Source organism: Halorientalis persicus (assembly GCF_900110215.1).
In the GTDB taxonomy this organism is placed as follows: domain Archaea; phylum Halobacteriota; class Halobacteria; order Halobacteriales; family Haloarculaceae; genus Halorientalis; species Halorientalis persica.
Window position 1 is genome coordinate 63,522 of sequence record NZ_FOCX01000004.1, and the last position, 21,546, is coordinate 85,067.

A 21,546-nucleotide genomic window follows, 5' to 3' on the forward strand; every position below is an offset into this window, starting at 1 on the left:
GAAGACTTAGGCTCGTGTGGCGGGACCACGTACCACGGATTGGCATGACCACCGACCTCCCGTTGCGGGCGTTGAGCGAGGGTAGCGAGACCGAGCGGCGGCTCGCGGCCCGGACGATCAGGGAGGCGGCCGCCGAGCAACCGTTGCGGTTGCAGGGCTCGCTCGCGCGGCTCGTCGACGCGCTCGGCGACGAGCAGGAGTCGGTGCGCCGGGACGTGGCCAACGCGCTGTTCGAGGTCGGCGTCGCCGAACCGACCGCTATCGCGCCCGTGGTCGACCCGCTGGTCGGGGCATTGGACGACGAAGTGACCGCCGTGCGGGCCTGCGTCGCCCGCCCGCTGGCGGAACTGGCCGCCGAACGCCCACGACGCGTCCGGTTTGCCGTCCCCGCGCTGATCGCACCGCTCTCCGACGTGAAAAGCGTCCGGAGCAACGTGGCCTGGGCCCTGTCCTCGCTGGCGCCGTCCTATCCCGAACTGCTCGAACCCCACGCGGACGAACTCACCCGGGCGTTGCTCGACGAACACTACCCCGTGCAGGTGTCCGTCCTGCGGACACTGCGCCCGCTCGAACGCGCCTATCCTGGCCTGTGTGACGTGGTGTCGGACCGCCTCCGCGAACTCGTGACCGCGGCGGTGGCCAGCGTTCGCCAGGCCGCCTGCCGTCTGGCCGCCGTCACCGACCAGTCCTGGGTCGACGAGGCGCTCCGGGAGCGCGCCCGGGCGGACAGCCACCCGCTGGTTCGGGAACGGGCCCGCGCCGCCAGAGCGGCCGCCGCGACTCACACCGACCCCACCGTCCCCGACTCGGCGTTCGAGAGTGCGACCCTGGGGACGTGGGTCGCGGTCCGGACCGACGCCGTCGGGGTGGATTCGGGTGACGGCGGGGACACGACCGACGCTCAGAGCGACCGACACGGCACACCGTTTCTCGTCGGCAAGACCACCAGCGTCGTCCGGGACTACACCGCGACCGACGAGGCGGCCATGGCGTCACACAGTGTCCGCCGTGAGGACTTCGAGACGCGCCAGGAGTGGCTCGCCGCCCCGCGATTCCCGCCCTCCGGCGACCGCGCCGTCGTCCACCTCCACAACCCCGCCGCCGATTACGGGATCACGCTCCACCGGGCGACCGACGGCATCGAGGCGACCCACGTCGACGGCGAGGACTGCCACGACTACCGCGTCGAAGACCTGCTGGCACTCGAACCCGGTCGCGCCCGCCTGCTCGCCGCCACACCCGGCGACCGCCTCGCCTTCGAACTCGAAGGCGCGACCCACGACGTGCGGGTCGGGACCGCCGGCTACCGGAACGGCCGCTACCGGGTCACCGGCGAGAACGAACACCAGGGCTACCGTATCACCTTCCGCCCGTTCGGGACCGAACCGATGATGGCGGTCTTCGAGGAGGGCCGCGCGTTCCGGGCACGAAACGTCTCACTGACCGTCGACGAGTAGAATTGCCTTCGTGTAAATCAGTCCGAACTGGCCGCCGCGACCGCGTCGCGAGCCAGTGTCTCGAAGTCCGCTTGGTCGGGAACCACGTCGACCGAGAGTCCGTGTGCGCGGGCCGTCTCGGCCGTCGGCTCGCCGATGACGGCGACCACGGCGTCCGCGAGGCCCGCCACTGCGTCGTCCTGGACCCCCCGGTCGTCGGCCGCGTCCAGGAAGTGTTCGACGGTCAGCGAGGAGGTGAAAAGCACCGCGTCCAGCTCGCCGGCGGCCGCCAGCTCGGCGGACTCGCCGGCCTCGGCAGGTCTGGTGAGCCGGTACAGCACCGTCTCGTGGACGTACGCCCCGGCGTCGTTCAGCCCGTCGAGCAACACCGAACTCCCGTGGTCGCTCCGGGCGACCTCGATTCGTGCTCCGTCACAGGTTCCTTCGAGGGTATCGACAAGTCCGGACGACGAGAACTCCGCAGGTACCAGATCGACGGAGTAGCCTTCGGCCGCCAGCGCGGCCGCGGTGGGGTCGCCGATGGCACAGACCGTCGTCTCGCCCGGAGTCCAGTCGGCCTCGGCGATCAACTCCGCGCCGGTCTTGCTGGTGAAGACGGCGTAGTCGGCGTCGGAGCGGGGGACGGCTCCGGTCGGGTCGACTTCGAGCATCGGGTCCGGGACCGGATCGGCTCCCAGTTCGTCGAGCAACTCGACCGCCTCGGTGATGCGCTCGTCGTCGGGCCGGAAGGCGGCGATGCGGGGGCGGTCGGTCACGACTCGGCCCCGTTTTGCAGGAACTTGACGACGCGCTGGCGCTCGCGAGCCACGTCGCCGATGACGGTGACTGCGGGCGGTTCGATCCCGATATCGTCGCGGGCGTCGACGATGGTGGAAAGCGTCCCCGTGGCGACCTGCTGGTCGGGCCAGGTTCCCCGTTCGACCAGTGCGACGGGCGTGTCCGGGTCCATGCCCGCCTCCCGGAGTTCGCGGGTGTACTCGGGCAACTTCCCGACGCCCATCAGGACGACGATGGTCCCGCCGGTGTCGGCCAGCGCCCCCCAGTCGACCGCCGAGTCCTCTTTCGTGGGATCCTCGTGGCCGGTGACGAACGACACCGAGGAGGCGTAGTCGCGGTGGGTAACCGGAATCCCCGCGACGCCCGGGCCGGCGATGGCGGCGGTCACGCCGGGGACGACCTCGAAGGGAACGGCGTGCTTGGCGAGGTACACCATCTCCTCGCCCCCGCGGCCGAAGACGAACGAGTCGCCGCCTTTCAGCCGGACGACGGTCTTGCCGTCGTGGGCAAGTTCCGCCATGCGTTCGTTCGTGTACTGCTGGGAGGTGCGTTCGCCGCGGGCGCGCTTGCCCACGTCCTCGCGGATCTCCTCGGGGATCATCCCGATGATGTCGGGGCCGGGGAGTTTGTCGTGGAGGACCACGTCGGCCTCCTCGAGCAGGCGTTTCGCCTTGACCGTCAGGAGGTCGGGGTCGCCAGGGCCGCTCCCGACGAGGTAGACTGTCCCCGGTGCGATGTCGGCGTCGGCTGTCATGATGAGCGGCCTTTCGTGTCCCCGATTAAGAGTCCTCTCGTTTCCGTTCGTCCGGTTCCTCGCGTTTGGCTCGCTCGATCAGGTCGGCGGCTCCCTGCTCGCGGAGTTCCGCGGCCAGATCGCTGGCGGCCCGTGCGTGGCGTTCGACGGGGAGATCGCGCGAGGCGGCCACTTCCTCGGTCCCGTCCCGGCTGAGGACGCGGACGACCGTGTGGACGACTGACCCCTGCACCGTGGCGTGGACGCCGATGGGCGCGACACAGCCCCCACCCAACTCGTCTAAGACGATCCGTTCGACGCTCGTCGCCACCCGCGTCGACGGGTGATCGAGCCGGTCGTGGATCTGGGCACCCACGTCGTCGTCCAGCGCCGTCACCGCCAGCGCGCCCTGGCCGGGTGCGGGCACGAACGTATCCGTCGGCAACCGCTCGAATTCGACGGCGTGGAGCAGGCCCGTCCGGTCCAGCCCCGCCTCCGCGAGGACGATGGCGTCGTACTCGACTTCGACCTCGCGCTCGGTCGCGCGGCGCTCGATCTCGTGGAGCCCGTCGAACCAGTCCTCGATCTCGGCCATCACGGCCGCAGAGAGGTTCTCGGGGTCGAGGTCGTCGGCGTCCACGTCGTCGTCGTTTTGCTCCCCGACAGCACGCTCCAGTCGCCGCTCGTGTTCGCGCTGGAGCGACGGGGCGAGTAACTTCTCGACGCGCGTGTCGACGTTGCCCCGGAGCGGTTCGATCTCCAGGTCCGGGCGCTCGGCCCGAAGCTCCGCTGCCCGCCGGAGGCTGGCGGTACCGACGGTCGCGCCCTCGGGGAGGTCTGCCAGTCCTGTGCCGTCCGGCGTCAGGAGCACGTCACCGGCCGGGCCGCGTTCGGGGACGCCGGCGACGATCAGGTCCGGCGGGCTCTCGGTCGGAACGTCCTTCATCGAGTGGATGGCGGCGTCGACCTCCCCGTCGAGTACCTGCTGGTCGAGACTGCGGACGAAGGCCCCGGTCTTGCCGAGGCGGTGGATGAGTTCGTCCTGTATCTGGTCGCCGGTGGTCTCGACCTCGACGAGGTCGACCGACTGCCGCCGGCTCGCCAGGGCTTCCTCTACCGTGGCGGCCTGCCGCAGAGCGAGGTCGGACCCCCGGGTCGCCAGCCGGAGCGTCCTGTCTGTAGTCATACCCGCCCCTCGTCGGCCTGGGGTGAAAAGTACATCAGTTCGGCCCTACCACGGCTCGCTCTTCAGCGAGAGCTTGTAGGCCACGAAGTTCGTCCCGACGTGCAGGACGGGCGTGATGACCAGCACGACCACCAGCACGGGAACCGTGAAGGTCGCGAAGAACCAGTCCGGTGCGAACACGACTGTGAGCCCTAGCGACCCGACCACGAAGTCGAGCTGGTCGAGGCCGGGGAACGCCGCCCCGCGCTCCCGCCCCGTCCGGCGTTTCAGGAACGACGCCCCGATGTCGCCCAGCAACGCGCCGGCCGGGAGCGTGACAGCGGCGACGAGCGTGAACTCCGGGAGCCCGCCGACCGTCCCCGAGACGACCGGGTGGATCGCATTCAAAAGCAGCGCCAGCGCCGCGCCGGCAGCGATCCCTCCGGCGGTCCCCTGCCAGGTCTTCCCGTCGCCGAGCAACCGTTTCCCGTTCCAGGTCCGCCCGCCGTCTATCGGTGGCCCCCCACCCACCAGGACTGCGGCGTTGTTGGGTACGTACGCGGGCAACATCGCCCAGAACGCCACCGCGAGTACGCCGACGATGTCCATTCCTGCCCCGTTCTGGGTCAGCACCGTCCTTAAGGGTCCCGAACTGGGCGACAGACTCAGTACCGTGGGGGCAATATTTGCCAGTATGATCCCGCCGATCGCGAGTCGGTTCGTCGCCGGGGAGTCCGAGGCCGTGGCGCTGGAGCGGGCGCGGCGACTCGACGAGCGGGGCATCGGGACGATCTGCAATCTCCTGGGCGAACACTACGACGAGCGCGGGCCGGCGGACGCGGACACCGCGACCTACTGCACACTGCTCGAAGACATCGCCGGCACGGACCTCCGGGCCTGTCTCTCGGTCAAGCCCTCGGGGATCGGTCTCGACGTGGACGAGTCGGTCTTCCGGGAGAATCTCGCCCGTATCGTCGACCACGCCGACGCGGCGGGCGTGTTCGTCTGGCTCGACATGGAGGATCACACGACGACCGACGCCACTCTGGACGCCTACGAGGCCGAGGCCCGTGCCCACGACGGCGGGGTCGGCGTCTGTCTCCAGGCGAACCTCCGGCGCACCCCCGACGATCTCTCGCGGCTGGCCGACTGCCCCGGGAAGGTGCGGCTGGTCAAAGGCGCCTACGACCCGCCGAAAGAGGTGGCGCTGCCGAGCGAGCAGGTCGACGACGCCTACCGGACGCTGCTGGCACAGGCCTTCGCCGAGCGCGAGGGCGGCATCGCGGTCGGCAGTCACGACCCGGCGATGATCGCGACCGCCGACCGACTCCACGCGGAGTACGGGACGCCGTTCGAGATCCAGATGCTGATGGGCGTGCGCGAACCTGCTCAGGAGCGGCTGGCCGCCGACCACGAGGTCTGGCAGTACGTCCCCTACGGGGAGAAGTGGCTGTCGTATTTCTACCGGCGCGTCGCCGAACGCCGGGGGAATCTGACCTTCGCCTTGCGGGCAATCGTCAACTAGTAAAGGGAGGCACAAGAACCACTTCCCACCGCAATATGGCCTCCTGGAAGCGGGACATCGCGAGCGGACTCATCGTCTTGCTGCCCGTCATCGTCACCCTGTACGTCATCGCGTACCTCTACGGGATCATCGCGAGTTCGACGGCCATCTTCAACATCGACTTCGAGGTGCTGGTGAGTCTGGGGGTGCCACGGCAGGCACTGGGGCTGATCCGCGTCTTCACGACGCTCGTGGTCTTTTTCTTGCTGGTACTGTCCGTGGGGTATCTCAGCCGGACGGCCTTCGGCGACATCTTCGAGGACATTCTCGACAACCTGATGAACCGCCTGCCCGGCCTGCGGGTGGTCTACAACGCCTCGAAGATGGCCGTCGAAACCGCCGTCTCGGGTACCGACGACCTCCAGAAACCAGTCAAGATCGAGACCTGGGACGGCCTGCGCATGACCGCGTTCAAGACCGGCAAGACGACGCCCGACGGCCGCGACGTCCTCTTTCTCCCGACCGCGCCCAACATCACCACCGGATTCGTCGTCGAGGTCGAACCCGACGAGTACGAGGAACTGGACGAACGCGTCGAGGACGCCCTGACGCGCATCCTCAGTGCCGGGTTCGGCGAGTCACGCGACGACAGCGTCGCGATCAGTGTCACCGAGGAACTGTCGAGCGACGGGGACGGCAGCGACGACTAAGCAGAGCTTACCCGTACTGAAGCCGGGCTTACTCTCCGTGACGCGTCCAAGCGGTGGGTAACTAAACCCGTCCTCACACAATTCTCGCGGGCATGGCAACGAGCACTCCCGAACGGGAAGTCACCGAGGCGGCACAGAAAACCGGCACTGACCCCTGGGTCATCGCCGCCGGTGCGTCGGTGATCCTGTCGTGGTACGAGTTCTTCCTCCGTGACAACAAGGAGATGGGCCTGTTCGTCGGGCTGTGGCCGCCGACGTTCCTGGCTTTCGCCAGTTACTTCGAGCAGCGACGGATGGGAAGCGTGCTGGACCGGATAACGGGTCGCAGCGGCGTCATCGACTCCGTCGAGCGGATGATTCAGAACCGCTAGTTAGAGGTAGTCGAACCACGCTTCGTACTCGTCGGTCCGGCGCTCGATGACCTCGAAGAACTTCGTCTGCAACTCGTCGGTGACCGGGCCCTTGGTCCCGCTGCCAATCTCGTTGTCGTCGACGCTCCGGATCGGCGTGACCTCCGCCGCCGTCCCCGTGAAGAACAGCTCGTCGGCGGTGTACAGTTCGCCCCGCGAAATCGTCGCGTCGTCGTGGACGGTGTAGCCCAGATCCTCGGCGATGGTGATGAGCGACTGGCGCGTGATGCCGTCGAGGATCGACTCGGCGAGCCCGGTGGTGTAGAGTTCGCCGTCCCGGACGAGGAAGATGTTCTCACCCGGTCCCTCGGCGACGTTGCCCTCGCCGTTGAGCACGATGGCCTCCGTGTAGCCGTTGCCCGTCGCCTCCAGGTTCGCGAGGACGCTGTTGACGTACGGCCCGGTCGTCTTGGCGTTGGTTGGGATCTGATCGGACCCGTACTTGCGCCACGAGGAGATCGACACGTCGACGCCCTCTTCGAGCGCTTCCTCGCCGAGGTACGCGCCCCACGGCCAGACGGCGATGGCGACCTCGACCGGGCAGTTCGACGGGTTCAGGCCGAGTTCCTCGTACCCGTAGAACGCGACCGGCCGGATGTAACAGGACTCCAGATCCTGCCGGCGGATCAGTTCCTTCGTGGCTTCGGTCAGTTCCTCCCGGCTGAACGGGATGTCGATGTCGTAGGGCTTCCCCGACTGGTAGAACCGGTCGAGGTGTTCCTCCCAGCGGAAGATCGCGGGGCCGTTCTCGGTGTCGTAACACCGGACGCCCTCGAAGATCCCGGTGCCGTAGTGGAGCCCGTGTGTGAGAACGTGAACCTGTGCGTCCTCCCAGTCGACGAACTCACCGTCCTGCCAGATCGTGTCGACGTCCATCTCGTCGAATCCCATTGCTCATTGGTTGGCCCAATCCGCTCTTAACAGTTTTCGTGCCGTGCCGACGGCTCACGTGGCGACCGCCGGCCTCTAACTATCATTGAAACGTCACTTGTGGGACCAATACGCCGGACACGGCCCGTGATCGAAGTCCCCGATCGCACCCGATAAACCGATATTCGCGATATAGAAATGGGGCGTCGGGTGCTCAGCTCTCTCCGGGTGGCCGCCGCTGTCCGCTCGCACTCGTGGGCTCGGCGGTGGTTTCCTGGCGTCCGTGCAACCGCCAGACTCCCGCCAGCAGGAGACATAGCGTCCCCCACAGAACGGGCGTCCCGAACGTGTAGGCCGTTCGAGCGCCGGCCAGAACGGCGACCCTGGCTGGGATCGGCAACCCAGCGAATTCGAGTACCTGCACGACGTCGTCGAATTTCAGTGTCAGCGTCAGGAGGGCGGCCCCGGTGGCAAAGACGGTCGACTCCGGGCGGTCGAGGAGATACAACAGCGGAAGCAACGGGTAGAACAGGAGCACGAAGTACATACTGTACGACGGCACGACCAACAGTACGGCACTGAGCGTCGCGAGCACCGCGACCATCCTGTCGACCGGGCCGCGACTCCGGGTGTACGTGTAGTACAGGGCGGGTGCAACGAGGAGCACTGCCCCGAGGGCCAGTTCGGCCGCCGTCGCACGGGGAACGACGACCGACAGTGGCCGACGGAGCGAGACGTACACGCTCGACGGTGGTAACCCGCCGGCGAACACGTCGGGTGTCGACCGCGGGAGGAGTTCGTGCGTGACGTAGTTCCTGGTCCGTGCCGGCCCGAACAGAACCGCCCCGGCGACGAGACAGCCGACGCCCGTCGTGACGGCCGCTGCGATCGCCCGCCACGCACGTCGCCAGAGGAGCCAGATGCCGATCGCCGCCGGGAACACCTTCGGGAGAGCCGCCAGCGCGAGCGCCACACCGGCACGGCCCTGTTTCCCGCTGTCGAGCCAGACGAGCCCGAGCCCCATCGCCACCGCCATGTAGTGGTTCACGTTCCCGAAAAACAGCGACGGCGCGCCGATGGGACTGACCGCGACGAACCCGACGATCAGGGCGCGATCGAGGCGGTACAGATCGGGACCGTATCGCTCGATCTGGCGGATCAGGGTCCACCCGAGAACGCCGCTGAGACACAGCGCGACGGCGGTGTGGAGGGCGAACCCGATCGCTGGCGGCACGCCCAGGAACAGCGAGAACCACAGCAACAGGAGGGGTGGATAGCGATACGTGAGTCCGGGCACGCCGATCGGCGATTCCCCGTACACCGGCTCCCCGCCCCAGAGATGGGCCGCGGCGGCCCGGTAGATCTCGAAATCGAGCGCGAGTCCATCCGGCGTCACCGTCGTCCGATAGCACAGGTAGCCGAGTCCGAAGAGTATCCCCACCCCGAGAACACACCGTGCGAGCCATCGCTGTCTCTCGGCTCTCTCTCGCGCCACTGTCTCCGACTGGTCCACTGGCTAGTAAGTGTCTTGTGGTTTTGACAATGAATCGACCTGTAATTCGTGCGTGATGGCTCCCCTCCCGCTCTGGGCCTGGGACGAACCGTCTCGAACGTCCCGTCGAACCCATCACCCACCTCCCGAGCCCGTGCTGTGCGCGCCACCGCCATTTCTATATCGCGGTATTTGGTTTATCGAAGGGTCGACGACGAGTCTGTGTCGGGCAGGTGAAACGCGGCAAAACGCGCGAAAAAGAGTGGCAGGCGACTTAGCGAAGGCGGTCGACGATCTCGCTCCCTTCGACGTAGGGGATGTCGTTGCGCTCGCCGTAAGCGCGGGCGGCTGCGGGCGGGAGGGCCTCACCGGTCTCGTCGTCGAGCATCTCACAGACGACGACGGCCGGGGACTGGTCGGCGGCGGCCGCGAGCGCGACGCCCAACTCGGTGTGGCCGAGCCGATCGTCCAGCAGGTTCGGTGCGGCTCGGAGCAGGTGGACGTGGCCGGGAGCGCGGAACGCCTCGGCGAAGTCCGCGTCGGCGGGGTCGCCCGCGGCCTGGGCCAGTTCGGTGATGGTCAGGGCCCGGTCCTCGTCGGTGATGCCGGTGAACGTGTCGCGGTGGTTCACCGTCAACGAGAACGACGACCGTTCGTCGTAGTCCAGATCGTGGTCGGCCGCGACGGGGTGATCGATGACTTCCTGCAGGAAGGGCAGGTCGAAGGCCTCGGCCACCTCGTCGCTCAACGCGGTGCAGATCAACCCGCCTGCGTCGTTGCGCATCCGGGCGACGGCGTCGGGGGTGACGGCCGCCGCGGGATACACCAGGTCGGTCTCGCCTTCGCGGTCGGCGGCGTCGTGGATCAGGACCGGCTCGCCGTCGCGGAAGGCCGCGAGCGCGTCGTCGACGCCGGTCCGGGATTCCGTGTGCATCTTATCGCTCCGTGACATTGATCGTGACCTCGTCGTCGTCTTCGAGCCCGATCGCTTCGCGGAGTTTCTCCGGGGCGATCACTTCCAGCTGGTCCTCGTCGTGGTGGGTCCGTTCGGGCGCGATGACGTGGGCCGGCTCGTAGATGGAGTCGCCCACCTCGACGCTGGCGGGATAACAGAAGGCCGGGCCGTAGGTACGTTCGTCGTCCTCCCAGCCCTCGATGGTGACCGGTTCCAGCGAAGCCATCCCGGCGCGGGCGCGAACGCTCTCGTCTGTCAGATCGACGTTTAGCGTGCCGGCGAAGGGCTCGTACCCGAGTTTCTCGATGAACTGCTCCATGTAGCCCGGCAGCGAGATGTAGTGGCGACCCTCGCCCATCCCGCTGGTCACGAACCCCTGCAGTTCGATGGCCGCGTCGCGCTCGAAGATCCGCCGATAATCGGCGTACTCGCGGCGCAGCGCCGACTCGCCTTCGCCGGTAATCTCGACCCACTGCCCGTCGCTGACCATCTCCCGCTCGACGTAGTCGGCGTCGTCGAGCCGCTGGAGTCGGCGGGAGGCGGTCTGGTTCGACGCGTCGAGGTCCTCGGCCAGCACCGAACACGACACCTTCTCCTGACCCTCGAGTGCGCCCTCGAGCGCCAGCAATTTCAACGTCGCCAGCTCGTCGTATCCGACCGTCCCCTCACTCGCCTGTGCCATACTCCAATCTTGGACTGTCGCAGGGATAAGCGTAACGAATATGGGGAGCGTAACGTCTTTGGAACGCAAAGGAACGGAAACAGTGTTTCCTGATTCGATATTTGGAGGTAACGATGTAAAGGCATTGTTTCGAAGGTGTTCGGGAACCGGTGGTCGGTATGGTCGCGTCAGACCTCGCTAACCGGGTCTCGCTACTCGCGGCTCACTGCGTTCACCGCTCGCCGATCCCGCCTCGCTACTCCCAGAACTCGCTGTCTTTCTGCAGTTTCGGCACCAGCGTGTTCCGCTCCGTCGCGAGCAGCGCGACGCGAGAGGCGGGAACCTGCTTGAGCACGTCGTGGGGCATATGTTCCATCACGTCCTCGGCGAACTCGACGACGCGCTCGTGGTCGGGCATCGAGTCCCGGTCCAGCCGCCCCCGCGAGTGGCCGACGTGCATATACGCTTTCAGTTCCACGAAGTCCGGATCGGCCCGCTCGTACATCGATGCGTACCAGCCGGGATTGTGCATATTCAGTCCCTCGATGCAGGTCGTCCGCAGGACCGTCCGGGTTTCGTCTTTCTCGGCCAGCACGTCCAGCGTGTCGATCAACCGTTCCCAGGCGTCGTCCTCGACGGCTTTGACAGTTTCATCGAAGGTCGCCCGGTCGGCGGCGTCGACGCTGACGTAGAGCTGGGTCGGGTCACACTCGGCCAGTACCTCTGGACGGGTCCCGTTCGAGACGAGGAAGGTCGTGATGTCGCGGTCGTGGAACGCCTCGATGAGTTCCGGCAGGTAGGGGTAGAGGGTGGGCTCGCCGTCGAGGGAAATTGCCACGTGGCGGGGCTCCATGGCCTCCTCGAACATCTCGCGGGGCACCTCGTCGTTGCCGCCGAAGCCGCTGAGGAGTTTCGTCTGGAGTTCGATGCTGGCGTCGACGACGGCCTCGGGATCGTCCCACTCCACCTCGTCCATCTCGTAGGCGTGGCCCTGGTGATCCCGCCAGCAGAAGACACACCGCTCGTTGCACTTCACGACCGGCGTCATCTGAATACACCTGTGGGATTCGATCCCGTAGAATATTTTTTTGTAACATTTCCCCTCCCCACGGAGCGCGTTTTTGGTCCACCCGCAGGTCTGGGCGGCGGTGTGGTTCTCGCTGTGGTAATCTGGATTCGAGACCTGCTTGGGGCCCCCGCTCCCGGACTCGGAGTCGCTCATGTTGAAACTCCGTTGCGCGCCCGCGGGCAAAAGCCCCCGGGTGTCGCGTCGTTTCGATGCTCGCCCCACACCTCCGCGTCTGTTCCTCGAAACTCTGAATGATAATACAAACACTGTAGAAATAGGATCAGAAGTCTACGATCGTTGTGAGCAAAGACTATTAGTGTTATTTCCCAAAGTCTGTGTATGGCTACGAACGTCGTGAACGAACGCGGCGGCGAGCAGGGAGAGACCGAGCGCACGACCGAGACCGAACCGGAAACGGCGGTCGAGACCGACTGTACGGTGACGCTGCATCTGCGGTCCTCGGCTCCGGCGGCCGCGACGCGGCGGCAACGGACCGTGCTGGACCGGTTGCGGTCGCTCGCGTCCGACGGTGTCGTCCCCGAGCTTCGGGTCGAGCGCTGGAGTTCGAAGGTGACCGTTCCCTCGGACGGTGACGACGGTGACCGGGCCCCGGTCGAACTGTACGAGGAGTTCGAGACAACCGCCGAGCGCGCGGACGCGCGTCTCGAACCCTTTTTCGAGACCCGGGAGGCCGTCGGCGGTCTGCTCTCGGCGGGGCCACCGACGGATCGGGTCATCGTGTTCCCGGTGGTCTGTCTGACCGTCCGCCGGGACGGTGACCTCACAGGGCTGTACCCCTGCTGGAAAGACGGTGACCATCATAGCGTGGAGGACGGGCTCTCCGCGCTCGCGACGGAACCGGGCGACCCGGAGAACCTCTGAGTGAATGATCGAGTCGTCGGGACTACCGTGACGGAGGGCCGGATACCATGACAGCACGCAAATCCGACGTTGCATCGACGATTCCGGACGGACCGACGACGGTGACGCTCCGACTTCGCTCGGACCCGTCGTCGGTCGCACGACGCCGACAGCAACGCCTCGCCGAGCGACTGGAGACGATTGCCGAGGGGGCCGACGAGACGACACTCCGGACCGGGCACTGGAGTGACCGCGTTCGAGTGCCTGCCCCCGAGGGGACTGCGGCCGTCGAAGCGGTCTCCCTCTACGAGGAGTTGCGCGCCGCCGTCGACGAGGCCGGCGGTCGCCTCCATCCGTTCTTCCAGGAGCAAGAGACACTCGATTCCGTCACACCGGCCGATCTGACCGACGGTGCGACCGACGAGGGCGAGCGTGACATTGTGTTCCCGGTGGTCTGTCTCACGATCAGGCGGCGCGGCCGCCTCACCGGTGTCTATCCCTGCTGGCTCGACGGCGAGCACCACAGCGTCGAGGACGGACTCGCTCGCCTCGAAGCCGCGACGGACGGGATCCGATGCCTGGCGCCGACGGTCTCGGGCGACGCCGAAAACCTCTGGTAAACGGTTTCGGGCCCGGCTTCGCAAAGCTCAGCCGGACGCCAGGAGAGCAAGGCTCTCCTGAGCCCCCGCTCGCTTCGCTCGCGGGGACGCCGAAACCCTCTGGTAAACGGTTTCGAGCCCGGCTTCGCAAAGCTCAGCCGGACGCCAGGAGAGCAAGGCTCTCCTGAGCCCCCGCTCGCTTCGCTCGCGGGGACGCCGAGAACCGCTGGTGAACACGCGGCAGACAGTTCGTCATCCCTTTATTCGGCGACCGAGGAGAGGCGGGTATGTTCCTTGCCGCTCGCCGGGAGGTCGAAGCCGCTGTCGAGGGGGCACTCGACGCACTCGACCTCCCCACCGACGACCTCGGGATCGAGGAGCCGCCGGAAGACGTCGACGCCGTCCTCGCATCGAGCGTCGCCTTCCGGCTGGCCGGCGAAGTCGGTGCCGCCCCACCCGAGGTGGCCGCCGACATCGCCGCCGAGATCGACCCCGCCGACTACGACTACGTCGGCGACGTGACCACGCAGGGGCCGTACCTGAACTTCCTGCCCAGCGACGCCTACTTCGCGGCGACACTCGAAGCTGCCCAGGACGACGAGTACGGCCGACTCGACCCGAAGGGGGCCTCGGTCGCCGTCGAACACACGAGCGCCAACCCCACGGGGCCGGTCCACGTCGGTCGTGCGCGCAACCCCATCATCGGCGACGCGCTGGCGAACGTCCTCGATTTCGCCGGGTACGACGTGGATCGCCACTACTACGTCAACGACGCCGGCCGCCAGATGGCCGTGTTCACCTGGGCTTACGAGACATTCGACGAAGCGGAGTTGCCCGAACCGGAACGGGACCGCGCCGAGTACGACATGGTTCGGTACTACCGTCGGGGCAACACCTTCCTCGACGAGGCTCCCGAGTCCGAGGTCGAGGCCGCCGAAGCCGAGATCCAGTCGATCATGCAGGGTCTGGAGGCGGGCGACGAGGCGACCTACGAACGCGTCAGCGAGGTCGTCGACACCGTCCTCGGCGGGATGCAGGAGTGTCTGGCCCGTCTCCCCGCCGAGTTCGACGAGTTCGTCAAGGAGACCCGCTTCATGCGCAACGGGGCGACCGACGATCTGGTCGAGCGTCTACAGGACCTCGACGAGGCGGTCTACGAGGAGGACGCCTGGCAGCTCGAACTCGACGACCACGGGATCGACAAGAACCTCGTCTTCCTGCGGTCGGACGGCACCAGCCTCTACGCCACGCGGGACCTGGCCCACCACGAGTGGAAGTTCGAGAACTACGACCGCGCCGTGACCGTACTCGGCGAGGACCACAAGCTCCAGGCCCAGCAGGTCCGGACCACCCTCGACCTGCTCGGGCACGACACCGACCCGCTCGATCAGGTCCTCTATTCGTACGTCAACCTCCCGGAGGGGAAGATGAGTACCCGCGAGGGGACCGGGATCGACCTGGACGACCTGCTGGACGAGGCCATCGACCGCGCCCGCGAGGAAGTCGAGGACCGCCTCGAAGACCGGCTCCGGAACGACGACCTGGACGAGGACGATGTCGAACGGATCGCCCACCAGGTCGGGATCGGCGCGGTCCGGTACGACATCGTCTCGAAACAGCCGGCCAAGGCCATCACCTTCGAGTGGGACCGGGCGCTGGACTTCGAGGCCCAGTCCGCGCCGTACGTCCAGTACGTGCACGCGCGCGCCTGTGGCATCCTGGGGGAAGCCCGAGAGGCCGGCCACGAGGTGCCCGAGGTCGCCGATTTCGACGCCGACGCCCTGGACACGCCGGAAGCACGTCGCCTGCTCGCGACCATCGCCCGGTTCCCGGCGGTGATCGAGGACGCGGCCGACGACCACCACCCACACGTCGTCGCGACCTACACCCGGGAGTTCGCGGAGGCGTTCAACGCCTTCTACCGGGAGTGTCCGGTGCTCGATGCCGACACCGAGACACGGGACGCACGGCTCGCGCTGGTGGCCGCTGCACGCCACACCGTGGGCAACGCTCTGCGTGTCCTCGGCGTCGCTGCGCCCGAGTCGATGTGACTATACCGGGAACAGCGTCGGAAGCACTGATCCCCCGGCGAACTGGACCGCCGCGAGACCGAGTCCGAGCGCCAACAGCAGGAAGATCAGCACCCAGCTCAGTCGGATCGAGTCGTCTGCCATACCGAGACGTGGCAGGAGGGACGGTTTAGATGTACCGCTTCGAAAGAACGGGCGTGCGGCCCCGACGGGGGTGGCGGGTACAAATGGTTAGTTGAACAGGCCGAACACGCCTTCCTCGTCGTCCTCGTCGTCATCGCCGTCGTCGTCGCCCTCGCTCTCGTCGAGTGACTCTTCGTCCGTGTCGGGCGTCGCGCTCGGCTCGAACTCCTTGTCGGGTTCGACGCCGCCCTCGGTGTTTGCCTCGTAGATCTCTTCGAGCGTGGAGGCGAGGCGGCGGTAGGCCTCGGCGGCGTAGCTGTCCGGGTCGTTGATGAGCAGCGGTTCGTTCCGGGTCGCGTCCTGATCCTCGGGGACGACCGCCAGCATCTCCATGTCGAGTTTGTCGGCGACCTCGGAGACGTTGGTATCGTCGTCGGCCCGCGTCAGCACTGCGCCGACGACGTCGCCGTCGATCCGCTCGGCCAGCTGGGCAGTCTTGATCGTGTCGCCGATGGCGACCTCGTCGGCGGTGGTGACGAGCAAGACGCCGTCGGCCAGTCCCAGTGGGACGGTCGTCTCGTGGCTCAACCCGGCTCCGGTGTCGATGAGGACGATCTCGTAGGCGGTCGAGAGCGCCTTGACGACCTTTCGGAGCTTCGCGGGGTCGGCGTCGGCGAAGGCCTCCAGGTTGCGCTCACCGGGGACCACGGTGATCCCGCCGGGCCCCTCGATAATCGCGTCGCTGACGGCCGCCTTGCCAGCGAGCACCTGATGGAGGCTCGGTGAGTGGTCCACGTCGAGCATCGCCCCCAGGTTCGCCATCCCCAGGTCGGCGTCGACCACGACCACGTCGTGGCCGGCGTCCTGGAGCGACACGGCGACGTTGATCGCCGTCGTGGTCTTCCCGACGCCGCCCTTCCCGCCTGCGATTGTGTAGACGTATCCCGTCATACTTCCTGTTAACTTGGTACAGACAAGGGAAACATATAAACCCGTGCGTCTGACGGGCTTTATCCCTCGTCTACGACTGCGCCCCGCCCGGGACAACGGAACCGCCGCCACCGACACCCGGACGTCTGCTAGGTAGATACACGCCCGCAATGGTTGAAAAGCGCCACGGTCCATTTCAACCAGTGATCATATGAAGGTATGTGACGCACTCGCGTGGCCGGCCCGCCCGGTCAACAGTTACTTACCGCCCATTCGGCTATACTGGAGTAATGAGTAGCTCCGAGCAGGATCAGACGGACAAACAAAAATACGAGTTCAAGAAGGTCATCGAGGACCTGCGGGAGTACGAGGGGTCGGGGACGCAGTTGGTCACCATCTACATCCCCGACGACCGCCAGATCAGCTCCGTCGTCGAACACGTCACCCAGGAACACAGCGAGGCATCCAACATCAAGTCCAAGCAGACCCGGACGGCCGTGCAGGACGCCCTGACCTCGATCAAGGACCGCCTGCGCTACTACGACGTGTATCCGCCCGACAACGGGATGGTCATCTTCTCCGGTGCCATCGACACCGGCGGCGGCCGCACCGACATGGTGACGAAGGTGCTGGAGTCGCCGCCCCAGCCCATCGAGTCGTTCCGCTACCACTGCGATTCGGATTTCCTCACCGAACCGCTGGAGGAGATGCTCGGCGACAAGGGGCTGTTCGGCCTCATCGTGCTGGACCGGCGGGAGGCAAACGTCGGCTGGCTCAAGGGCAAACGGGTCGAACCCGTCAAGTCCGCCTCGTCGCTGGTCCCCGGGAAACAGCGCAAAGGTGGCCAGTCCGCACAGCGATTCGCCCGCCTGCGGCTGGAAGCCATCGACAACTTCTACCAGGAGGTCGCCGGCATGGCCGACGACCTGTTCGTCGACCAGCGCCACGAGATGGACGGCATCCTCGTGGGCGGCCCCTCCCCGACCAAAGACGAGTTCCTCGACGGCGATTACCTCCACCACGAACTGCAGGACATGGTGCTGGGAAAGTTCGACGTGTCCTACACCGACGAGTCCGGCCTCTACGATCTCGTCGACGCCGCCCAGGACATCTTAGACGAGTACGAGGTGATGCAGGACAAATCGGAGATGGAGGAGTTCTTCAAGGAACTCCACGACGGCGATCTCGCGACCTACGGGTTCGAGGCCACCCGCGAGAACCTGATCATGGGCGCGGTCGACCGCCTGCTCATCTCCGAGGACCTGCGCCAGGACGTGATCACCTACGAGTGTCCCAACGGTCACGAGGAACGCGAGGTCGTCGAGCGCCGCGAGGACACACCCGATCACGACTGCTCGCGCTGTGGCGAGACCGTCGCCGCCGACGACGCCGAGCGTGAGGACCTCATCGACCACCTCATGGAGATCGCCGACCAACGGGGCACCGAGACGAAGTTCATCTCCACCGACTTCGAGAAAGGCGAACAGTTGCTGAACGCCTTCGGCGGCGTCGCCGGCATCCTCCGGTACGACACTGGCGTCTGATCCCGGAACCTGCTCCACGGGACGCCTGCCCCGCCCGCCGCCTCGATCACGGACTGTTCTCGACGTGTCGCTCAGCGATAAAGTCGAAATACTGATAGCAGTGCGCAGTCCACTCCTCGCCGATGCCGACGTTTCCACACGGGGAACGGCCGTCGGTCGTCGTGGGACGGTTGGGGACGCCCGACGAGTCCGCAGTGCAAACGGTGGCGACCGCTTACGAGGACGCGTTCGGGGCGACGGTTCGGACCGAACCGGTCGACTTACCCGAGGAGGCGCTCGAAGACGGCGAGATCATGTACTACGACCGGGCAGTCAGGGAGGTGGCGAATCAGGTCGATGCGGACCAGTGTCTCGCCGTCACGGACCGGCGGATCTGGCGACACGACGACGAGACGCAGTTCACACTGTCGCGCCAGGGCGGCGAGGCCGCCGTCGTGTCCACCGCTGGACTCCCCGACGACGGTCGGCGGACGGAGCGGCTGGGGAAGCTGACCCGGGCAGTCGCCGGCGCGCTGTACGGCAGCGACTGGCACGAGGGCTGCGTCGTCGACGACGTGACGACCCTCGCCGAACTGGACGGCAACCCGGAGTCGTACTGTTCGACCTGCCGAACCGCCTACGAGTCCGACGAGTGGGCACCGACCGCGCCGGCCTGGATCGTCGGCCCCCACGACTCCGTCCGGGCCAACCACGAGTGGGCGCAGTCGCTCGACGACGGCGGTCTGCGGTCGAAACTGCCGTGGCTGCCGGAGCTCCCCTCGCTCCCGCGCTCGGTGCGAGCGACGATCCACGAGGGCTATCGGGTCGTCCGGTTCTGGTGGCTCGTCCTGACGTACTTCGCCGCGGTCCTGCTGGTGCTGGTCGCGCTGATCGGCGGCTACGAGACGCTGATCGGCTCGCCGTCCGACCAGATCACGTGGGGGCTGGCCGTCGCGAGTCTGCTCCTCGGGTTTTTCGTCCACGCCGTCCTCCGGGGGCTGGCCGAGGGCGTCTATTTGGGGCTGGTCGGTGACGTCGAGGAGCTAGAGGAATAGCTGCGCGATGCCGGTGAGCCAGAGGAAGGCGGCGAGGCCGCCGGTCCCGACGACGGCCCCCACGGTGACCGACTTCGCCAGCGTGAACCGTCGCTCGCGGAGGAGCGTCGCCGTGGACTTGTTCGAGAGGAACCCGTCGTCGCCGGCGACCAGCACGACCCCCTTCTCGCCCGCGCCGGCCTCGCGCTCCGGGTCCGGTTCGACCGTCCCGTAGGCGTACACCTCGTCCCCGTCCCGGAGGAACTCGTATCGGAACTCCCGGTCACGGCGCATCCCCTGGTCGGGCAGGTCGTGTTCCTCGGCGAACGCGACGGCTCCCTCCGGCGGATCGTCGTAACTCTTGACCGACAGGGAGCCGGTCCGATCGTCCGTCAGGTCGAACTCGAACCCGTCGAGGTCGACCCGGATCCGCCCCTCGTCGGTCGTCACGAACAGTCTGGCCGCCTCCCGCTCCTCGTGGACCGGGAGCGTGTCGGTGCTGTCGACCACCTCGAGGTCGTAGCAGACACACTGCTGGTCCGCGACGGGAACGGCACAGTCCCGCTCGGCCCCCGCCAGTCGACCGACCACCGCGGCCTCGCCGATCGAGACGGCGTCGAGCGACGCGATCGGGACGTCGTGCAGTGCGGTCGCCTGCCGCCACCGCCGGAACCCCTCGCCGACGCGGGCCAGCCCGAACAGGACCGCGAGCAACGACCCGCCGATCAGGCCCAGATACAGGGCGTACGCGAACACCATCAGTCCTCGTCGGACAGCGAGAGTCGGTCTCCCACGTCGACGCCCTCGCGGGCCGACGCCGACGCCACGAACGGCGTCTTGGACGTGTACCCGTAGTAATCTGCGACGAAGCGCTCGGGAACCCGTTTCAACCGCGTGTTGTACGCCCGGACCGCGTCGTTGTACTGCTCGCGCCGGTTCTCGATGCGCTGTTCGATGGTCCGGATGCTGTCGCTGAGTTCGTCGAACCGCTCGCTCGACGCCAGATCCGGGTACTCCGTCGAGAGATCGTACACTTCGTCCAGCGACGATCGGAGCGCGACGACGGCGTCCGCAGCCTCGTCGGGATTGCTCGCTTCGACCACTCGCTCCCTGGCTTCGATGACGTCCTCCAGCACGTCCTGTTCGTGGGAGACGTGTTCGCGCGTCAGGTCGATGAGGTCCCCTACTTCCCCCGCTCGCCGCTCCAGTAGCACGTCGATGTCGCTCCACGCTTTCTCGCAGCGCTCGTGTGCCTCGACGACGTTGTTGTGTGCGCTCCCGAGGTACTTGACGACGCTGTAGGCGAGCACGACGAGCCCGAATCCCAGCACGACGGTGGCGAAATCGACCATTCCTACCGGACGATTACGGGTAGGATAGTTGAAAGTTTCCTCGATTCCGTGTATCGACTCGCGGCGTCCCGGCTCCCGGGGTGTCTTCGAGACGTGTCACCCGCCGGCATTCGTGCCGGCGGCGGCGAGCCGTCACTCCAGCAACTGTTCGAGCTGCTGTCGCCGCCCCTGCAGGTCGATTCGGCTGTCGACACTCCCCGTCGTCGCGAGTCGGTCCAGCACCAGCAGTGGATCAGTCCCGGCTTCCTCGACCGCCGCGAACAGCTCCGCGATCTCCGAGCGGTTGAGCGCCAGCGAGTCCAGCAGCCCGATCGCGATCACCATCGGTACCGCCGCGTCACCCTCGGGGAACGGCTCACCGATCTCCCCGAAATCGGGCGTCGTCGACGGCGGCTCCGGGTCCGGTTCGAGTGTGAGACAGGTCGGACAGATCGCCGCGCCCGGCGAGTCCTCCGGGAGGTGTGGTCGCCACTCGTCGGCCACCGGGAACCGCAACAGCGGCGTCTGACAGTGTGGACAGTTCATAACTCCAAAAGGACCGGCCAGCGGAAAAGGCTATCCCGATTAATCGTCGGCCGGAACGGTCTCGGCCTCTTGCTCGGCCGCCTCGGCCTCGCGTTCTTCTTTCTCCTCCTCTTCTTTCTTGGCCTTGATCTTTTTCATCCGGAAGATCTCCTCACGTTCCTGCTCTTCGAGTTTCTGCTCGATGTACTCCTGATTCTCCTTGAGTTCGGGCAGGAGCTTGAACTCCAGAGCGTTGACGCGGCGCTTGGTGGTCTCGATCTCCTCGAGCATCTTCTTCATCGCCGTCTCGACCTCCGCGGCGAGGATGATCGTCTCCAGCAGTTCCTCGTAGGCCTCGGCGGTCTCGTCGATGCGCGCGCTCGTCCCGAGGACGCCGTAGCCCCGCTCGTCGAGGCTCTTTTTGACCTTGGAGGACTCGATCTGGGGGACGACCACGCCCATGATGTTCTTCGATTCAGTCGTGAGTTCCGGGTGTTCCTTCAGCGCGGCGGCCGCCCCTCGCACGGCCACGTCGCCCTCCATCGCGCGGGCCATGTTGATCTTGCGCTGGGCCTGCTCGTAGTTCTCGTTGAGGTCCGAGCGCACGTCCTGGGCCTGGTCCAGAATGTCCATGAACTCCATGATGAGGCCGTCACGCTTCTTCTCGAGCGTGTCGTGACCCTGCTCGGAGAGTTCGATCCGGTCCTCGATCGCCATGAGGTTCTTCCGGGTCGGTTTGACGTCCTTAGCCATTACCGGGCGTTACCGACCCAGGCGGTTAACTCTT

At 66.7% G+C, this 21,546-nt stretch carries 24 protein-coding genes; 9 read left to right on the forward strand and 15 right to left on the reverse strand.

Annotated features, from left to right (window positions below; translation table 11 throughout):
- The first annotated feature begins 44 nt into the window (after positions 1-44).
- Complete coding sequence (locus BMX17_RS25955) at positions 45-1,457, forward strand: HEAT repeat domain-containing protein (protein ID WP_092658537.1); 1,413 nt, start codon at positions 45-47, stop codon at positions 1,455-1,457.
- A gap of 17 nt (positions 1,458-1,474) precedes the next feature.
- Here the strand turns inward: BMX17_RS25955 and BMX17_RS05800 are convergent, their stop codons facing one another.
- Genes BMX17_RS05800 through BMX17_RS05815 form a run of 4 tightly spaced genes read right to left on the reverse strand, consistent with a single transcriptional unit; the run spans position 1,475 to position 4,741 of the window.
- The gene (locus tag BMX17_RS05800; protein ID WP_170845338.1) at positions 1,475-2,212 is read right to left on the reverse strand and encodes a uroporphyrinogen-III synthase; all 738 of its coding nucleotides are present in this window, start codon (positions 2,210-2,212) and stop codon (positions 1,475-1,477) included.
- Entirely contained in the window at positions 2,209-2,988 is a 780-nt protein-coding gene (gene cobA / locus BMX17_RS05805) for a uroporphyrinogen-III C-methyltransferase (RefSeq protein ID WP_092658538.1), read from the reverse strand. The genes BMX17_RS05800 and cobA overlap by 4 nt, the downstream gene beginning before the upstream one ends.
- A 25-nt stretch (positions 2,989-3,013) precedes the next feature.
- Entirely contained in the window at positions 3,014-4,153 is a 1,140-nt protein-coding gene (gene hemC, locus BMX17_RS05810; protein WP_092658539.1) for a hydroxymethylbilane synthase, read from the reverse strand.
- 45 nt (positions 4,154-4,198) lie between these two features.
- Positions 4,199-4,741 carry a CDP-2,3-bis-(O-geranylgeranyl)-sn-glycerol synthase gene (locus tag BMX17_RS05815; protein ID WP_092658540.1) on the reverse strand — a complete coding sequence of 181 codons (543 nt, stop codon included), beginning with the start codon at positions 4,739-4,741 and terminating at the stop codon, positions 4,199-4,201.
- Between the two features lie 85 nt (positions 4,742-4,826).
- Here BMX17_RS05815 and BMX17_RS05820 point away from each other — a divergent pair, with 85 nt between their 5' ends.
- The 3 genes from BMX17_RS05820 to BMX17_RS05830 all read left to right on the forward strand — a co-directional run bounded on the left by BMX17_RS05820 (position 4,827) and on the right by BMX17_RS05830 (position 6,717).
- On the forward strand, positions 4,827-5,657 hold the full coding sequence (locus BMX17_RS05820) for a proline dehydrogenase family protein (protein ID WP_092658541.1): 831 nt from the start codon (positions 4,827-4,829) through the stop codon (positions 5,655-5,657).
- A gap of 35 nt (positions 5,658-5,692) precedes the next feature.
- Positions 5,693-6,346, forward strand: a complete 654-nt coding sequence (locus tag BMX17_RS05825) for a DUF502 domain-containing protein (RefSeq protein ID WP_092658542.1) — start codon at positions 5,693-5,695, stop codon at positions 6,344-6,346.
- 92 nt (positions 6,347-6,438) lie between these two features.
- Complete coding sequence (locus BMX17_RS05830) at positions 6,439-6,717, forward strand: hypothetical protein (RefSeq protein ID WP_092658543.1); 279 nt, start codon at positions 6,439-6,441, stop codon at positions 6,715-6,717.
- Here BMX17_RS05830 and BMX17_RS05835 read toward each other — a convergent pair whose 3' ends face one another.
- The 5 genes from BMX17_RS05835 to twy1 all read right to left on the reverse strand — a co-directional run bounded on the left by BMX17_RS05835 (position 6,718) and on the right by twy1 (position 11,956).
- Positions 6,718-7,647 (reverse strand): branched-chain amino acid transaminase, encoded by a 930-nt coding sequence (locus BMX17_RS05835; protein WP_092658544.1) that lies wholly within the window; start codon positions 7,645-7,647, stop codon positions 6,718-6,720.
- 193 nt (positions 7,648-7,840) lie between these two features.
- A complete protein-coding gene (locus BMX17_RS05840) occupies positions 7,841-9,067 on the reverse strand; it encodes a glycosyltransferase family 87 protein (protein ID WP_170845339.1) in 1,227 nt (408 codons plus the stop codon).
- Between the two features lie 325 nt (positions 9,068-9,392).
- Complete coding sequence (gene ribB, locus BMX17_RS05845; RefSeq protein ID WP_092658546.1) at positions 9,393-10,070, reverse strand: 3,4-dihydroxy-2-butanone-4-phosphate synthase; 678 nt, start codon at positions 10,068-10,070, stop codon at positions 9,393-9,395.
- Positions 10,054-10,755, reverse strand: coding sequence for a DUF120 domain-containing protein (locus tag BMX17_RS05850; RefSeq protein WP_092658547.1), 702 nt, complete (start codon positions 10,753-10,755; stop codon positions 10,054-10,056). The genes ribB and BMX17_RS05850 overlap by 17 nt, the downstream gene beginning before the upstream one ends.
- Before the next feature lie 235 nt (positions 10,756-10,990).
- Positions 10,991-11,956, reverse strand: coding sequence for a 4-demethylwyosine synthase TYW1 (gene twy1, locus BMX17_RS05855; RefSeq protein ID WP_092658548.1), 966 nt, complete (start codon positions 11,954-11,956; stop codon positions 10,991-10,993).
- Positions 11,957-12,142: 186 nt separating this feature from the next.
- On the opposite strand from twy1, the gene BMX17_RS05860 reads away from it, so the two are divergent.
- The 3 genes from BMX17_RS05860 (at position 12,143) to argS (ending at position 15,314) form a co-directional block, all read left to right on the forward strand.
- Positions 12,143-12,685 carry an HTH domain-containing protein gene (locus tag BMX17_RS05860; protein ID WP_092658549.1) on the forward strand — a complete coding sequence of 181 codons (543 nt, stop codon included), beginning with the start codon at positions 12,143-12,145 and terminating at the stop codon, positions 12,683-12,685.
- Between the two features lie 47 nt (positions 12,686-12,732).
- On the forward strand, positions 12,733-13,284 hold the full coding sequence (locus BMX17_RS05865) for an HTH domain-containing protein (protein WP_092658550.1): 552 nt from the start codon (positions 12,733-12,735) through the stop codon (positions 13,282-13,284).
- 266 nt (positions 13,285-13,550) lie between these two features.
- Positions 13,551-15,314: an arginine--tRNA ligase gene (gene argS / locus BMX17_RS05870; protein ID WP_092658551.1), complete on the forward strand. Its 1,764-nt coding sequence runs from the start codon at positions 13,551-13,553 to the stop codon at positions 15,312-15,314.
- On the opposite strand, the gene BMX17_RS27260 is transcribed toward argS, so the two are convergent.
- The gene (locus BMX17_RS27260) at positions 15,315-15,437 is read right to left on the reverse strand and encodes a hypothetical protein (protein ID WP_280141362.1); all 123 of its coding nucleotides are present in this window, start codon (positions 15,435-15,437) and stop codon (positions 15,315-15,317) included.
- 87 nt (positions 15,438-15,524) lie between these two features.
- On the reverse strand, positions 15,525-16,367 hold the full coding sequence (locus BMX17_RS05875; RefSeq protein ID WP_092658552.1) for a MinD/ParA family ATP-binding protein: 843 nt from the start codon (positions 16,365-16,367) through the stop codon (positions 15,525-15,527).
- 269 nt (positions 16,368-16,636) lie between these two features.
- On the opposite strand from BMX17_RS05875, the gene prf1 reads away from it, so the two are divergent.
- Together prf1 and BMX17_RS05885 are read left to right on the forward strand one after the other, a co-directional pair.
- A complete protein-coding gene (prf1, locus tag BMX17_RS05880) occupies positions 16,637-17,890 on the forward strand; it encodes a peptide chain release factor aRF-1 (RefSeq protein WP_092658553.1) in 1,254 nt (417 codons plus the stop codon).
- A 122-nt stretch (positions 17,891-18,012) separates the two neighbouring features.
- Positions 18,013-18,924, forward strand: a complete 912-nt coding sequence (locus BMX17_RS05885) for a hypothetical protein (protein WP_092658554.1) — start codon at positions 18,013-18,015, stop codon at positions 18,922-18,924.
- Here BMX17_RS05885 and BMX17_RS05890 read toward each other — a convergent pair.
- The 4 genes from BMX17_RS05890 to BMX17_RS05905 all read right to left on the reverse strand — a co-directional run bounded on the left by BMX17_RS05890 (position 18,913) and on the right by BMX17_RS05905 (position 21,512).
- Positions 18,913-19,662 carry a hypothetical protein gene (locus tag BMX17_RS05890; protein ID WP_092658555.1) on the reverse strand — a complete coding sequence of 250 codons (750 nt, stop codon included), beginning with the start codon at positions 19,660-19,662 and terminating at the stop codon, positions 18,913-18,915. The genes BMX17_RS05885 and BMX17_RS05890 overlap by 12 nt on opposite strands.
- The gene (locus BMX17_RS05895; RefSeq protein ID WP_092658556.1) at positions 19,662-20,255 is read right to left on the reverse strand and encodes a LemA family protein; all 594 of its coding nucleotides are present in this window, start codon (positions 20,253-20,255) and stop codon (positions 19,662-19,664) included. The genes BMX17_RS05890 and BMX17_RS05895 overlap by 1 nt, the downstream gene beginning before the upstream one ends.
- A gap of 132 nt (positions 20,256-20,387) precedes the next feature.
- Positions 20,388-20,780: a DUF6276 family protein gene (locus tag BMX17_RS05900; protein ID WP_092658557.1), complete on the reverse strand. Its 393-nt coding sequence runs from the start codon at positions 20,778-20,780 to the stop codon at positions 20,388-20,390.
- 39 nt (positions 20,781-20,819) lie between these two features.
- Positions 20,820-21,512, reverse strand: a complete 693-nt coding sequence (locus tag BMX17_RS05905) for a V-type ATP synthase subunit D (RefSeq protein ID WP_092658558.1) — start codon at positions 21,510-21,512, stop codon at positions 20,820-20,822.
- Positions 21,513-21,546: the final 34 nt, after the last annotated feature.